Genomic DNA, 16654 nt, shown 5'->3' with positions numbered 1-16654 from the left:
TCTCCTAATTTAATAATAATTATTAGTTCAGCTAATTGCTGATTTTTTTAGTTAAATTCTGACCAACTCCATGTTCTGTTCGATTAACTTTTTTGATCGTTCCATCGTCATTGAAATATATATATTCTGCTGCACTGTGTCGCTGTCGCTTTCTCGCATCACAATTGGCATCGGGTGTTTCTAGCCAGCGGTGATAAAATAAGATCCAGTCATCTTTAAATTGAACAATCGAGTGATGATTATTTGAATCATGTTCTGACTCCATAAATACACCTTGGTATTGCCATGGGCCGAGAGGAGATGGAGCGGTATAATAAGCCAGTTCGCGATTATTTTCTGGCATGGTGAAATAATAAATATCGTTTCTTTTAAATACCCAAGGACCTTCCATTTTAGGCTCATAACCGCCCATATCCATTTTAATAAAGTCGCCTTCAGTACTTCTCATGTCATCAGCCATTTTGATGACGTAATAATCAAATCCTTTGCCGTGAAAATACAAATAAGCTTGGCCATCATCATCGATGAACAAACTTGGATCATTGGCATAAGGCTCACGCCATAGCGGAGCACCAATCACATCAACAAACGGACCGGTTGGCGAATCACTTTCGGCAATGCCAATACCCATCCATTTGGTACTTTTTTCTGGATTAGCCCGATCTTTATGACCGGTGCCAGCGGGGAATACAAAATAGTATTTGCCGTTTTTATAGCCGGCATCTGGCGCCCAAGCGTAATTGTCAGCCCAGCTCAGTTGGTCTACCGACAACACCGCACCATGATCGACCCAGTTGATCAGGTCATCGGACGAGAACACATGCCAATCTTTCATCCAAAAATCGAGTTGGCAGTTTTCATCATGGGAGGTGTAGAGATACATACGACCGTCTTGCCAAACATGGCCTGACGGGTCTGCGGTCAAAATATCACTACCGAAATTGAGTGGATTTGCTGCCCAAGCCACATTAGACAATAGCGTTGAGAGAGCAACAACAAAGGTCATCCGTAAGGTCGACATCAAATAACTCCGGAATACTTAAACGAAATTACTGAGTGAAAGAAAGGCGAGCAAAGCCCGCCCCCAAAAACACTGCACTGCGCCACTGATAAAGACGCAGTGCGGTGAGTCTGTTTCGTTACATCACGTAACGGACACCTAGGAAGTACTGACGACCGGTGTGGTTGTACTCACGAACCAGGTTCAAGTCACCTTCACCTGTGGTGAACAGACGCTCATGCTCATCAGTCAGGTTGATACCTTCGAAGGTGAACGTCAGGTTCTCGTTGAAGTTGTAAAACGCTGACAGGTCAACGTGAGTCGGGCCAGTGGTACCGTGCTCGGCGTTACCATTACTACCGGTGTAGTCGGTGATGTAATCGTCACGCTTGTTCATCGAAACGCGGATACCGTAGTCATCAGTCTCGTAGTAAACGGTGGCGTTGTACGAGTCTTCTGACAGGCCTTCAATTTTACCCGATGACACTTTGGTGTAGTTGGCTAGCGCACCCAAGTTATCAAACGGCGCAGGCAGGAACGAGAAGTGCTGCTGATACACCAACTCATAACCGTTGATGTCTTGCTCATCCAAGTTCACTGGCGTGTTATGGGTGTATGGTACTTCAGCCGGATCCAACGAGATTTGTGGATCGTAGTTTGGATCTTCGTAGATAAATGGCAGGTATGCCTCATCCACTAACTTATCAACACTATCAGAGGTGATGTAGTCTTGGATGTCTTTGTAGAAGAAGGTCGCTGCAATCATTGATTCTTCATCAAAGTACCACTCAACGCCGAAATCAAAGTTGTTTGACACGAACGGCTCAAGTTCTGGGTTGCCAACGTTGACCGAACCATTGATGTAGTCAAAGCGTGGGTTACCCGGGTTAAGCGAGCTCAACGATGGGCGAGTCATTGTTGTCGACAAAGCACTACGAATGACGATGTCGTCGGTTAAATCCAACGCCAAGTTTAACGCTGGTAGGAAGTTGGTGTAATCACCATCAATCGAGACTTTTTCATCGCCTAGGTAACCGGTTGATTCAGTTTCAGTGCGAACCACACGCATACCGAAGTTTGTACGCAAATCCATATCGGCAAAGGTGAAGACGCCATTTAACTCGATATAACCAGCATAAGTCTCTTCACTTACTTTCCAGCTTTGCGCAGTACGTTGAGTCCAATCTTTTTCCAACAATTGATCGTTAATGGCAGCGAAGTCCGCAACGATGAATTTAGGTAAGCTACCACCGTCGAAACCGGTACCAAAGTCACTGTATGGGAATTCACGAGTGAAGCCGACTGCAGAAGCTTGATCAGGGAAGCCGTTGATTTGCTCTTCTTTGTAGTCAACCGAACGGTCATTGTAAGCAATACCGACTTTCAGGTTAACTTCATCACCGGCGTAGTCCAGATCCAGCTTCGCAGTGTCGTTCTCACGCAGCACATCAGTTGCACGCAGACGGCCATCTTTCAAGTCGTACGAGCTAGCATCGTTGTAGTCATAATCATAAATCAGCTCAGGTGCATTTTTGTCTTTACTAAAATCAAAACCAAAACGATGTGCCGTTTGGTTCGTCATGTTGTAACGATATTGCTCAGAGCGGGCATCAGATTCTGCAGTACCGAGCAAACCATTCAAGGTAAGGGTATCAGTCAGGGCAAACTCACCCGACAACACGTACTGACTAAAATCAGTTTTAGATTCCTGATTACGGCTCTCAATACGGTTTTTAACACCATCAAAGGTACCCGCGAGTACCTGACGTCCGTTATCAGCTACGGTCAGCTCAACCGGCGTGATCTCGTCAAAGGTGCTGCGGAACATCTCGAACATGTTGTACATGGTGCGGCTGTTCTCAAGCTTCGAATACAAAGTATCGAAGGTAATTTTGACGTCATCGCTTGGCGCATATTGAAGTGCGCCGGTGAAACCAAAACGATCCTGATCATTGCCGAAAAAGTCAGGGCGTGGCAAACGCGGCGTCCACAAGCAGTTGACCGGATCAACGGCTTCACCGTCATGCTCACAGTTACCTACATTAGGAGTGCCGTTAACAACCGTGTTTGACGTGTCAGCGTAGATACCGCCACCATCAGCAACTGGGTTGGTCCAACGAACCGTACCAAACCCTTCCTGACGAACAGTACGCTCAGAGTAAGCCGCGGAAAGAAGAACACCAACCGTGTCGTCCATAAAGGTATTGCTGATCATCGCAGAAACACGAGGATCTTTTTCTTCGGACAGGTCGTTGTAACCCAGTTGACCAGAAGCGGCCAAGTGGAAGCCCATGCTATCAAACGGTTTGGCGGAATAGAGGTCAACCGTACCGGCAATACCACCTTCTTCCATTGACGCCGTTGGCGACTTATTGATGTCAACGCGGTTGAACAGTTCCGATGCGAATACGTTGAAGTCAAAACCACGACCATTGTTCACACCGCCACCGGAGTCGGTACCATCGGTACTAGAAGGGACTTCCATACCGTTTAAGGTTGAGCGAGTAAATGAAGGGCTCAGACCACGGAGAGTAATTTGTCGACCCTCACCACCTTCACGAGAAATAGCCACGCCAGGCACACGCTGGAGTGATTCGGCAATGTTCAGGTCTGGAAACTTACCAATGTCTTCACTCATGATTGAGTCTTTGACGTTGGTTGATGCGCGCTTCTCGAACATTGCTTTGTTCAAGGAGCCTCGGAAACCTTTAACATGGATGATTTCGACATCGCCAGAGGCTGCATCCTCTGCAGTAGCTGGTTCAGCTGCCAAAACAGGCATGGAGGCGGCAACACATCCCCCAATAATCATTGATTTTAGTAGCTTATTCACTTTGAAACTTTGGTATTTCACAGTGCGTTCCTCTTAACTTTTCTGGTTCGTCTGCTCAAGTGAGGTGAGCGACAGAGTTATTATTTAATTTAAATTTATTGGTACTAACTAAAAACACCTGCCACCGGTAGCACTTTTACCTTCACCCCGATTGCCACCGGTAGCAGTTAATGCCAGTTAAAAGCCGAGAAGAACGAAAGTCAACACCCATGTTGTGTAAAATGTGGCCTAGTGTAAAAATTTTGTTAGCCAAGCGATAAAACCTATTCGCTTGATCACAATTTGCGCCATCGTCATAAAAAATTGGTCCAACCAGATTGACTGTGGCCCAACTGCGTGGGCGCTCCGAGTGCCGCATTATTTGCCATCGACTGGACAATCAAGCACCGCCTTAGAAATTTTTACTCACGTCAACTTATCACCATAAAGTAACCGGATATGTGTAAATTCTGTTGACACTATTTTTAATAAGGGCTAAATATTGTTGGCAACTGCCACCGGTGGCAACATCACTTCGAAGGTTAAGCGAGAAGGGTATGCAAGGAGCAACTGACACCGACAATTGGCGCCAGAAGATCAACTAACAAAGACCAATACTATGAAATTTAGTCGACGCGAATTATTAAAAGGCTGTTTTGCCAGTGCTGCTATGGTCGGTATTCCAGCCTGTCTTTCTACTTCTCCAACCAACCGGACGCCGAGCAAGCTAGTGGACGACTGGGAAACCGCGAGGCAGATTCGCGCCAATATTCAACTGCCAGAATTTCCTGACCGTGATTTTCCTCTGACAGATTACTTCCAAGGCCCACAACCCGAAGATTGCACTGAAGTCTTTGCCAAGGCGATTAAGGCCTGCCATCAGGCTGGCGGAGGCCGCGTTGTTGTTGCGCCAGGACTTTACCACACTGGGCCGATCCACCTGTTATCAAACGTTAACTTGCATCTGCAAGCAGGCGCCCGCGTTAAATTCATTCCCGAACCGAAACGCTATTTGCCAGCCGTTCATACCCGCTGGGAAGGCATGGAAATCATGGGCTATTCGCCACTGATTTACGCCTATCAGCAAAACAACATTGCAGTCACCGGCTCCGGTGTATTTGATGGCAGCGGCGATAACCAAACCTGGTGGCCGTGGAAAGGCCCGCACAAAGAAGCACACTGGGACATCATTCCTGATCAGGACCAAGCACCAGCGCGAATGCAACTGATGAAGGACGTTGAAAACCATGTGCCACAAGAGCAGCGGCTTTATGCTGAAGGCTCGTTCTTGCGTCCTTCTTTCTTCCAGCCTTATGAATGCCAGCGTGTATTGGTTGAAGGGGTGACCTTCAAAGACTCGCCGTTTTGGTTGGTTCACCCGGTACTTTGCCAACATGTTTCGGTGAAAGGCGTTCAATTCCTTAGCCATGGCCCAAACAGCGATGGCTGCGATCCTGAATGCTGTGATCATGTACTAATTGAAGACTGTATGTTCGATACCGGTGATGATTGTATTGCCATTAAATCCGGCCGCAACGCCGATGGTCGTCGCGTCGGCATTCCAAGTAAGAACATCATCATTGCCAACTGTCAGATGAAAGAAGGCCATGGTGGTGTGGTGATCGGCAGCGAAATTTCAGGTGGCGTCAATAACGTCTATGTCGAGAATTGCCAGATGGACAGCCCTCACCTTGAGCGTGCCATTCGCATCAAAACCAATTCCATTCGTGGCGGCTTGATTGAGCGGCTGCGTTACCGAAACATTACCGTTGGTTCAGTAAAAACCGCCGTGGTCATTAATTTCTTCTACGAAGAAGGTGATGCCGGCTCATTCGATCCGACCGTACGCGATATTGTGATTGAAAACATGACCTGCAACGACATCAGCTTGCGCGCTTTCAATCTCCAAGGCTTCCCCCGTAAACCAATAGAAGATATTCACTTTATCGACTGCCACTTTGGCAATGCTCAGAACCCGTCGATCTTCAAGAATATCAAAAATATAACCATGAATAACGTCACTGTTAACGGCATCAAGATTGATCCCCAATCACTGTAGCCCCAAGGCAACAGTGACAACGTGACTTGCAGAATTTAAATAGGACAAAACATGACTGCCGCACCGATTCAACTTGCGATGCATCCAGACCGCTTATTTTCCAGCGATTCCAATGTAGTTCGCGTAGCAAAAGAGCTTTACGACGGCATTAAAGATCTTCCGATTGTCAGTCCCCATGGCCACACCGATCCGAGCTGGTTCGGCGACAATAAGAACTTTAACAATGCTACTGATCTGCTGATCAAACCGGATCACTACGTATTCCGGATGCTCTATAGCCAAGGCATTCCATTGGAATCACTCGGTATTCCACAACAAGGCGAACAAGCCGACCCAGCAGCAGAACATGCTGTTGATCCGCTTGATGTGTGGAAAATTTTTGCCGAAAACTACTTCTTGTTTGCCGGCACGCCATCTGGCTATTGGCTTGATTCAACCTTCTCGAAAGTGTTTGGTTTCACCGAGCGTCTGTGCCCAGCTAACGCCGAAGAGTACTACCATGAAATCAACCGTCAACTGACCTCGCCTGAGTTTTCAACCCACGCCCTGATGGACCGCTTTAACATTGAAGTCATCGCAACAACAGAAGGTGCGCTTGACGATTTGGCTGAGCACAAGAAGCTAGCCGGTACGCCGTGGGCAAAGCGCGTGATCACTACCTTCCGTCCCGACGATGTCGTTGACGCCAGTCGCGAAGACTTCACTCAGAACATTGAAAAGCTGGGTGAGTTGACCGGTTGTGACGTGACATCTTGGCACGGCTACCTCGAAGCAATTCGCCAGCGTCGTTTGTACTTCAAAACGCATGGTCGCGCGACCGCGACGGATCACGGCCACCCAACCGCACTAACGGCCGATCTGCCACTGGATGAATGTCAGGCACTGTACGCCAAATGCGTCACCGGTCAGGCATCCGAGCAAGAGCAAGAACTGTTCCGCGGTCAAATGCTGACAGAATTAGCCGGAATGAGCATTGAAGATGGCTTAGTGATGCAAATCCACCCAGGTGCATACCGCAACCACAACCAAAAAGTGTTTGAGGTTTATGGTCGCGACAAAGGTGCCGATATTCCATCGCCGACCGAATATGTCTCAGCGCTCAAGCCGCTGTTGTCAAAATACGGCAACAACCCAGACTTGAAGATCATCTTGTTTACGCTGGATGAAACAACCTATAGCCGTGAGCTTGCGCCATTGGCAGGTCACTATCCAAGTCTGAAGCTGGGTCCGGCCTGGTGGTTCCATGACAGCCCCGCAGGTATGCTGCGATTCCGTCAGCAAACGACTGAAACTGCTGGTTTTTATAACACCGTTGGCTTTAACGATGATACCCGCGCATTCTTGTCCATTCCGGCTCGTCATGATGTTGCTCGGCGCGTCGATTGTCGCTACTTAGCAGAATTAGTGACGAATCAGCAAATTACTCTTGCTGACGCCAAAGAACTCGCTTACCAGCTAACCTACGGCTTAGTGAAAAAAGCATATAACTTCGAATGAGCGTCTTGAATAGCGTAGAACTAAGGTTCAAACACATGCAACGACAATCAATGAAACTAAATGGCAAAGCTCGCTTTGCCATTTTCTCAGCAAGCGCCATCGCGGTGGCTGGTTTAACGGCTTGTGGCAACCCGCAACAAGCCGACAACGCCCCTGCCTCGATCGACACAGTTGAGACTAAAGCGGTCGCGGTAGCGACCATTGAAGTATCTAATCCATCAAGTTTTGCCCGTTCTGACGAGCCGATTTACATTAGCTATCATGATCTGGCAGTCAGCAGCGATACCGCATTGCAGGTCACCGCTGGCGAACAGGTCATCGCTTCACAGCCGGTTGATTACAACCTCGACGGCACCGTCGACGGTCTGTTGGCAATGGTCGACTTGGCCGCAAGCGAAGTCGTCACCCTAAGCATAGCCGAAGCAGGCCAGCAACAACCCGCGCCTGCAGCTCGCACTCAGGCCGAAATTTCGGTTAAAACCGGTGGCCAGTGGCAACCGCACAGCCGCTACCCGGATAGCGAGTATCAGGAATATAGCGGCGGCGAATTCAACAATGTCACCGAATTAACGCCACCAAGCCATTACACCGACCATTCCTACTGGATTCGTTACGAAGGCCCAGGCATTGAATCGGACAAAGTTGGCTATCGAATTTACCTCGATTGGCGCAATGGCTTCGATATCTTCGGCAAGTTGAGCGACCAACCCATTTTGCAGAAAGTCGGTCAGGATGGTTACGAGTCCTACCACCACCTGCAAGACTGGGGCATGGACATTCTCAAAGTTGGTAAATCCGTTGGCGCCGGTGGCTTTGGCTTGTGGACAGGCGACAACATTCAATTGCCGAGCGAAGTGGCCCAACGGACCGCAACCATTGTCGCCAATGGCCCGCTATTTTCAGGCTTCACCATCGATTACGACAACTGGAACTCGGATGCTGGCGAACTCGATGTCAACGCCAAGTTCTCAATGCAAGCTGGCAGTCATTTGGCAAAAGTCGACTTAACCGTGGCGCAACCGGTTGAGCAACTGGCTATTGGCGTGGTGAAGCACAAAAACACTGAACTGATCACCGGTGACGTCGACATAACCGGTAAGGCGTATACCTATATTGCCAGCTGGGGCAAGCAAGCCCTGGATGGCAGCCCGCTGGGAATGGTGACCTTATTCCGCAAGGAATACTTGAGCGAAGTTGTCACTTATGAGCACAATTATCTGGCCATTGTAAACCCGAAAGGTCAGCCTACCGAGCAAGCGCCAAAAGCGAAAGAGTTGCACTATTACTTTGGCGCCGTGTGGCAACCAGAGAGTGGCATTGGCGACAAGCAAGCATTTATCAGCTACTTGGAACAGCAAGCAGAGCGTTTAACACAACCTGCCAGACTCCGCATTACCACAGCCTTTTCTGAGGCCGCGAAGTCAGCACCAATGACGGCAGAGCAAGCGCTGAGCTGGAGTACCAAGCTGGCCAACAGTGAACTGCTGCGCAAAGGTGACATTTACAAATATTCTGGCTGGGATGTTCACCGTCAGCGCTTGCCAAAGTTTGAATACGACATTATTGGCCTGTATCCAGAGTCGCTCAACCGCCTGAGTCACTACACCGGCGACGACGCGCACAAACAGTTGGTCGAGAAAATCACCGGTAGCTTCATCCAAGATGACGGTACTATTGGTCGTTACAAGCAATCCAACTTCAATATTGACAACGTTGCCCCTGGTATGGCGTTGTTGACCTTGTATAAGCAAACTGGCGAGCAAAAATACAAGTTGGCTGCGGATGTGCTGCGCCAGCAGTTGGAGCACCATCCCAAAACTTCTGAAGGTGCCTTTTGGCATAAGAAGAAGTACACCAATCAACTCTGGTTGGACGGTGTCTACATGGGAATGCCATTTCTCGCCTCCTACAGTAACCAGTTTGAAGGCGGCGCCAGCTTTGAAGAAGTCGTCAAAGAGTTCAAACTCACCCGCAAATACCTTCGCGATCCGAAAACCGGTTTGTATCGCCATGGCTGGGATGAAAAGAAAGAGCAGTCTTGGGCCGATCCGCAAACCGGATTATCGCCCGAATTCTGGGCCCGCGGCGTTGGCTGGTTCGCCATGGCGGTGGTTGATGTCTTAGCCATTATTCCTGAATCTGAAACTGAGTTGCGCGAACCACTATTGCAAATCAGCAAAGAGTTGGCGCAAGCCTTAGTGGCTTATCAAGATCAGGCCACCGGCACTTGGTGGCAAGTGATGGATAAAGCAGGCCAAACCGGCAACTACCGCGAATCATCGGCTTCAGCCATGTTTGTTTATTTTCTCGCCACAGCCGTTGATCAGGGCTACATCGATGCCAGTTACCGTGATGCTGCCTTGAAAGGCTATCAGGGGCTAATTGATGAGTTTGTGCTGGTTCATCAAGACGGCACCATTAGCATGATCAATCAGTGCTATGTCGCAGGCCTTGGCTTTGGCCGTGATGGCTCCTACGGCTATTACATGAGCGAACCGATTTGGCGTAACGATCCGAAAGGAAACGGCCCATTCATTCTCGCAGGCATCGCTGTCCACGAGATGATGAGTCATTAACTACCTCTGGTAACACCATGCCCCCCCATTAAAGCGGCCAAATGGCCGCTTTCGTCGTTTTATCGGTTAGTGAAGCTCATCGTTAACAATTCGGGTTAATCGATACATGGCAACCGAATGTGGCTGTACAGTGACAATTAGCGGTGTCTTGGTAGTGCCTTTCATTTGTTGTTGCCATAAGTCGCGAATGGCGTAGCGAGAATTAGCAAATCCGGCCGCATACTTGTTACCCGTTAGCGGTAAGTCCGGATCGACAACGACTTCCTGACGAAAATCAAATTCGGCTTCGGCAACCTTATCGCCACGGTTAAGGATCAGAAATGCCCAGGATTTATTGGCCAACGGCTTGAACCAATATTCAATTTCGCCCTCGGTTTTATACTTAAATGCCTGCACCCCCAGCTCATCCTGATTGACAGCAATGACCTCGGCATTCGTCAGAATAGCCAGCGTTTCGGGCGACATTTGCCGCAAGTCATTGCCAGCAATTAATGGTGATGCGAGCATCGCCCACAAAGAGAAATGGGCGCGATCTTCATCGGCGCTCATGCCGTTGCCCACTTCCATCATATCCGGGTCGTTCCAGTGGCCTGGGCCGGCATACTGGCGCAAACCTTGTTGCATGTCGAGAATTCGCATGATCCCCCAAGACGACCAAGTGCCATGGTCTACTTCACAATCCCAGCAATTGATAATATCGCCTGTGGTGCGCCACAAATGGCCGACGTCTTGTGCCCACAACCAAGGCTGATTGTCGCCCCATTCGCACATGCTGAAGACCACCGGTCGACCGGCATGACGAAGCGCATCGCGCATGGTTCGATAGGCACCATGAGCGCTAAGGTTTTCAGTATTGCACCAATCGTATTTGAGGTAATCAATGCCCCAACGGGCGTATTGCAGGGCATCTTGGTATTCATAACCATTAGAGCCAGGTTTACCGCCACAGGTTTGGTCGCCGGCATCAGAGTAGATGCCCAGCTTCAAGCCCTTTTGGTGAACATAATCAGCAAGCGCCTTCATGCCAGAGGGAAACCGATCCGGATCGGGGTGAATAAAGCCATCGGCATCTCGTTCGCCATGCCAACAATCATCGAGATTCAAATAAACATAGCCGGCATCACGCATTCCCGAGCTGACCATGATATCCGCCGTTTCTCGGATCAGCTTTTCGTCAATGTCACAAGCAAAGGTATTCCAACTGTTCCACCCCATCGGCGGCGTCAACGCCAAATCGGGAAATTTATTGGCGAACGACCATGGAGAAAATGCAAACAACAGCAACAACAAACCAAGCAACCGCATTGGTATCATCCTTCTATTAAAGTAAACGTTCACACAAAACTGTAACCGGTTACATTTTATATTTCAAGGGCTTTGTCCAAACCACAAAAAACGGCGCCGAAGCGCCGTTACTAACTAATGAATGTAAGCTTGGTTGGAAATACTTGGTGGTGCTTCAATCAGTATCGAGGCCAGCCAGAGCTGTCCCAGTTAAGGATACTAATCAGCAACTTAGGCGTGCCATTATCGGTCGCATCATAGGCGTGACGAGCAATCACGTCAGTGTTCGCAATATCCTGTCCGCCCGGACCAACCCAAACATCACTGCCGGCATCGAGAATCGAGCCACCTGAGTTCATCATATCGACACCGTTCTTATCTAAGTACGGCCCGGTAACACTCGTCGCACGACCATAGGCAATTTGATAGGTACTATCCACGCCTGCACAACATTTACCAATGCTGACAAACAGATAGTAATAACCTTGGCGATAAATAATGGTTGGCGCTTCGATACCGCCAGAGCGGCTTGCCAGAGAATACATTTCACCAATCGGCTTCATGGTAATTGGGTTCAGCCGCATCAGCTTAATACCCGAGTTCCACGAGCCGAAAGTCAGCCAAGGATTACCGTCTTCATCGATAACCAAATCGGGATCGATGGCGTTGTAATTATCGCTGTCAGTGGTGTTGATCACCAAGCCATGATCTTGCCAATCACCGGCTGAGATTTTTGATGCCGACGCCAAGCCAATTGCCGAGGTGCGCGAGCCAAATGTGGAAATGGAGTAGTACAGCCAGGTTCTGCCATTGTAATACTTAACATCTGGCGCCCAAACGTCGATGCCGTTCTGACCCGGAACGTAGGCATCCCACCAGCTCAAGCCATTGGGGAAAATTGCCGCAGCACCTTCCCAGTTAATACCATCGTGACTGTATTTGCCGTAAATACCGTCGCCTGTTTGGAATTCCCACCACATGCCATCTTCATAGGCAATGGTTGGATCGTGAGTCACCAAGTTGCCGGTGATCGGCCAGTGATTGGTGGCACCGTTGGTGGTTGAGGTGTCTACCGGTTTATTGCCGGCTTGCTGGATCAAGTTGAGTTGCCATAACTGGGCATCACCGCCCCAATAACTCCACTGCCCTAAGTTGGCGCCATCAGCGGTATCCCAGCTCAGCAGATCGAGTGCCTTGCCACTGTTTTTGTTGATAATGGCGTAGGAACCATCACTTTGCTGGCTGATATCCCACAGCTGGCTATCGCCGCCCCAGTAGCCCCATTGCGCGACATTTGCACCATCATCAGTACTCCAATCATAAACCTCCATGGCTTTCGCGCTGTTGAGGTTAACGATGGAGTAGTAACCGGAATCATGTTGGGTGATCATCCATTTCTGGGTGTCATGGCCATTGGCGGGCCACTGGTTGATATTAGCGCCGTCGTTTAACGCTGCCGCGCCAACTTCAGCCAATTTACCCGAGTACTTTGAAGTGATGGTGTAAACACCATTGGCAACATCGGCATAGCAAGCCGCCGATGAGACCAGCGTGGCCGCTAACGCAAGGCCAGAGATCTTATAGTTCATTATTATTTCCGTCTTTCTGGTTATAAAAAAGCCGGTGCATCAAGCGATACACCGGCTGGGTGGTACTTATTATTTTGTTTGTCTTAGGTAGAAGGTTTGGCAAATGCCATTGTTTTGTGGTGCTTGAGAAATATTGGTGCCATCGGCAACACCACAGCTATCAATATTGAGCGCTTGGTTGGTGTAGCGGTTGACCAACACCACGGCTCCGCTCGGTTTCATATCGAGACGCCATTCAGCAATTTCTCGCTCACGGCGCTCAAAGCCATCACAGCTTGCTAGGGTTAAATTAGCGCCGGGGAAAATAGCTTCATTTTCAACCGCAAGACACTTGCGGGTGTCATTCATAGGGCGGATCTGTAAGAAGCCGTTATCAGTTGCGCGGAAGCGCCATTTCTGGTTGTCACCGTGGCGCCACGCTTGCTGCTCAACATTGTCCTTGGCACCCACAGCGACGGCTTTACCACTTTGTTCACTCAGCAACACCACCTCGTTTTGCGGCTGCAGCAACCACTCAGCATCGGCCAACACATTGCCCGTTAAGCGGTTAGTCATTTTCACCGCGCCGTCGCGGGTGCGTTCAACTTTCCACTCCTGACAGGCGTCGTTGATCCAAGCTCGGTGGCTCAAACCCGGCGAATCACATTGCTCGCCCAAAAACGCTTTGGTGTTGTTGTCTGCCAGACGCACATAACCGTCGCGAGTGGGATCAATCACCCACTTGCTAATCGAAGGATTACAAGCATTTTGCGAGCCGCCAGCATCAAGGCACTGGCGAGTATTGGCATTGACGATGGCATAATTTTGACCTTCGACTTCGGTCAACAGTGGGCCATCTTCGCCAGCAGGTGGTGGCATGACGTCACCGGGCGTAACCGGCTTACCAAAATTCGGGGTGCCATCACTATGCCAAGTAAATTTCTGCGCCCGCAATGAACGGGTTGCGCCACAGCCATATTCGGCTTTGTCATTGCCGTGATAGACAATCCACGATTCGCTACCATCTGGCGACTGGAAGAACCCATTGTGGCCGGGACCGAATACTGTTTCAGTGCGCTCAAATACCGGCTGGTCGTATTTTTTCCAGCTATTGATGTCCAGCGGATCATCGCCAACAAGCTCGAGTAGACCTAATTTGTAGTCTGGCGTATCACAGAAGCTTGCCGAGTAAGTCATAAAGGTACGGCCTTGATGCTGCAAGATCTCAGCACCTTCGGTCACCTTACGGCCCGAGATCTCCCACTCCAGCTCAGGCGTTGTAATGATGGTGTGTGGTGAGTTTTCTTTCAGCGTCCATGGGTTTTCCATCTCAGCAATAATGTTGAGCTGAGTGTCACCCTGCCACTGCGAGTAAATCACATACAGTTTGTCATTGAACTCCAGATAATTGCCGTCGATGTTCCATACATCCGGCATCAGTGCGCCCTTGTACTCATAAGGGCCCATTGGGTCATCACCGGCACTTTCCAGCACGTTGAGATGTTGATGATCCAAGGTACCTTCTTCGCCGGCGGTGTACATCATGTACCAGCGATAGCCATTCGGCCCTTTCAGGCGGTGGAATTCAAACGCCCAGAAGTTCCAATTACGCTTAGGATCAGAGTCAGACCAGACATTGACCGGCGTGGCATCAGCCAATGCCGCCAGCGTCGGCGCTTTGCGCATGACAAGCTGAGAGGTCCAGGTTGTGGTGGTCAAATAGTAGTTGCCGTTCCAGTATTCAAGCCATGGATCGGCGCCATTGGGAAACAGTGGGTTGGTAAATTCACCCTTGCCCAAGGTATCAGACGTAGGTGATGTTTCCGGAGATTGGCCGGTTGCCTGGCAACCAAGCAAAACGGCAGCACTAAGTGCTAGGGCCCCAATTGTTTTAATTCGCTTTACAGTCATTGCTGTTCTCGCTTTTTAGTATGACAACAAATCCACTGGCAGGAGCAACGTTAATCACAGCACTCGCTCCGCTAAGTTGGCTCGCGGTCAGGTCGTGAAACTGCTCGCCTTGTTGGATTAAGGTGGCAGATGCCGGGTTAAATTGAGCCAAGTTCAGCTCAAAAGATTTGTATTCAGATAAAGCATTAATCCCTGCAATATAGCTGGCACATTCGCTAGTGCGGGCGATGCTGATGTATTTACCGGGGTAGCCTTCAAGTAGCTGTGATTGCTGCCATCGACCCGGCAAATCTCGCAGGTAGCTTTTGACAAATTCTGGCATCGCCGCCATTTGCTCGGGCGTTGCCACTAAATGCTGCACCCCAGAGGTGAAAATCACCGGCAACGCGAGCTGAAACGCATTACTGGTTTTCCGCTCGATATTGGGAATATCACCCAGCGTCATGGGGGTGAAGTCCATTGGATCAAACACGTTGCGAGTAAACGGCAGAACCGTAGCATGAACCGCTTCGTTGTCGGCAACCGGCTGAAAGAAGGTAATCATTTCAAAGCCCTTGACCGCCTCGGACGTCATCAGATTAGGGTAAGCTCGCTGTAACCCGCGCGGCAGCGTCGTGCCATGGAAGTTGACCATCAAATCGAACTCGGCGGCGTCACTGAGCAGCGCTTGGTAATACGCCATCACTGAAGCGCCATCACCCGGGAAAAAGTCAATTTTGACCCCGGCGACGCCAAGCTGTTGCAACCAGGCAAACTGCGCACGGCGTTGCTGACGAGCGATTAACTGACTTTTAGGGCCGTATTCGGTGGTGTTCCAATCGCCCGATGAGTTGTACCACAGCCATAGCCTGACATCGCGCTCGGCGGCGTGAGCAATTAGTTGCTTCAGTTTTTGCTCGCCAATGCGAGTGTGCCAGTCGACATCAACCAGCACGTACGGCCAATTCATATCGGCCGCATAATCGATAAATTGGCGCTGAGTATCGGCGTTGACCGATTCGTCTTTCAATAAACCCCAGCTCCAAGCGGCAACGCCCGGTTCAATAAAATCGGTATCACTAAACTGATGCGCTGGCGCGACATCGGTTGCCAAAGTCGACGCCATAATGGTGTCGAGCGAACCGACCGCAATAATGCGCCAAGGCGTTGGCTGCTGCGCTGATAACAGCGGTGTATCGAATGCCGGTGCGACCGATTCGCGAGGATCTGGGAACCGGAGTTGGAATCGACCACGGCCATCACTGCTTAAATTGGTTGCCGGATAGTGCGAGCGAATGCCAGCTTCTGAAATGAGTAGCCACTGGTCGTTGTGACGAAATAATGCCGGATAGACCCAGCCGTTGGCAGAGGTTTGTGCCACTTTGGCATCAACATCAACCAGATAATCTTCTTCATAGGACGGATTAGTATCGGCCCAGCCGCTGCGCGCCAACGCCTTCGGTTGCAGCCAGCTGCGTGTCTCAGGCAATAAATCAAGCGCGGTTAATTCACGCTCGATGGTGTAAACGTGCGGGTTGTCAGCGGCCAATTGATAACGAAATGCCAGACCATCATTGGCCAGCTGCATATTCACTTGAAGTTGCTGACCGGCAGGATTAGCCAATGTCAGCACGAGACGATTCGCTTGATAATCAACGTTAGTCTGCTTGCCGGTCCACAACTGATACTGGTCGCTGACCGCAGATACCGGCGAAACTTTCATCACAGACAGCTGCTCCTGCCATTGCCCTGATTGTGCCACCAAGCCCAATGGTGAATAGGCCATCACCGGCTGATCGTCAGCGACGACTCGGTACTCTAGCTGTTGCTCAGGGCTTAGTCTGAGCTCTACTGCCAGTCGCTGATCGGGGCTACTCAACTGGTAGCTGGCTACATTCGTGTTTGGCCCAGAGGCACAACCGCTGATTATTAAAGTGGCTGTCAATGCAGCCACTTTTACCATCCAAT

9 protein-coding genes are annotated in these 16654 nt (G+C 49.9%); 3 read left to right on the top strand and 6 right to left on the bottom strand.

Annotated features, from left to right (window positions below):
* Positions 1-31 precede the first annotated feature (31 nt).
* Positions 32-1006 carry a family 43 glycosylhydrolase gene (locus IC617_RS06170; protein WP_224745835.1) on the bottom strand — a complete coding sequence of 325 codons (975 nt, stop codon included), beginning with the start codon at positions 1004-1006 and terminating at the stop codon, positions 32-34.
* 133 nt (positions 1007-1139) lie between these two features.
* Entirely contained in the window at positions 1140-3782 is a 2643-nt protein-coding gene (locus IC617_RS06165) for a TonB-dependent receptor (RefSeq protein WP_224745848.1), read from the bottom strand.
* Positions 3783-4431: 649 nt separating this feature from the next.
* Here IC617_RS06165 and IC617_RS06160 point away from each other — a divergent pair.
* From IC617_RS06160 to IC617_RS06150, 3 genes are read left to right on the top strand one after another with little or no spacing between them, the layout of a single operon-like run.
* Positions 4432-5871, top strand: a complete 1440-nt coding sequence (locus tag IC617_RS06160; RefSeq protein ID WP_191144110.1) for a glycoside hydrolase family 28 protein — start codon at positions 4432-4434, stop codon at positions 5869-5871.
* A gap of 51 nt (positions 5872-5922) precedes the next feature.
* Positions 5923-7368 carry a glucuronate isomerase gene (gene uxaC / locus IC617_RS06155; RefSeq protein ID WP_191144109.1) on the top strand — a complete coding sequence of 482 codons (1446 nt, stop codon included), beginning with the start codon at positions 5923-5925 and terminating at the stop codon, positions 7366-7368.
* Between the two features lie 35 nt (positions 7369-7403).
* Entirely contained in the window at positions 7404-9944 is a 2541-nt protein-coding gene (locus tag IC617_RS06150) for a glycoside hydrolase family 88 protein (protein ID WP_224745834.1), read from the top strand.
* A gap of 66 nt (positions 9945-10010) precedes the next feature.
* Here IC617_RS06150 and IC617_RS06145 read toward each other — a convergent pair whose 3' ends face one another.
* The 4 genes from IC617_RS06145 to IC617_RS06130 form a co-directional block, all read right to left on the bottom strand.
* Entirely contained in the window at positions 10011-11249 is a 1239-nt protein-coding gene (locus IC617_RS06145; protein ID WP_191144108.1) for a glycoside hydrolase family 27 protein, read from the bottom strand.
* Between the two features lie 158 nt (positions 11250-11407).
* Positions 11408-12817 carry a family 43 glycosylhydrolase gene (locus IC617_RS18980; protein ID WP_191144107.1) on the bottom strand — a complete coding sequence of 470 codons (1410 nt, stop codon included), beginning with the start codon at positions 12815-12817 and terminating at the stop codon, positions 11408-11410.
* Between the two features lie 69 nt (positions 12818-12886).
* Positions 12887-14707, bottom strand: coding sequence for a family 43 glycosylhydrolase (locus tag IC617_RS06135; RefSeq protein ID WP_191144106.1), 1821 nt, complete (start codon positions 14705-14707; stop codon positions 12887-12889).
* Positions 14688-16649: a glycoside hydrolase family 97 protein gene (locus IC617_RS06130; protein ID WP_224745846.1), complete on the bottom strand. Its 1962-nt coding sequence runs from the start codon at positions 16647-16649 to the stop codon at positions 14688-14690. The genes IC617_RS06135 and IC617_RS06130 overlap by 20 nt, the downstream gene beginning before the upstream one ends.
* Positions 16650-16654: the final 5 nt, after the last annotated feature.

Origin of the sequence: Neiella litorisoli, assembly GCF_014773395.1 — a bacterium.
GTDB classification, from domain to species: domain Bacteria; phylum Pseudomonadota; class Gammaproteobacteria; order Enterobacterales; family Neiellaceae; genus Neiella; species Neiella litorisoli.
This window is presented reverse-complemented; position numbering and strand designations above follow the sequence as displayed.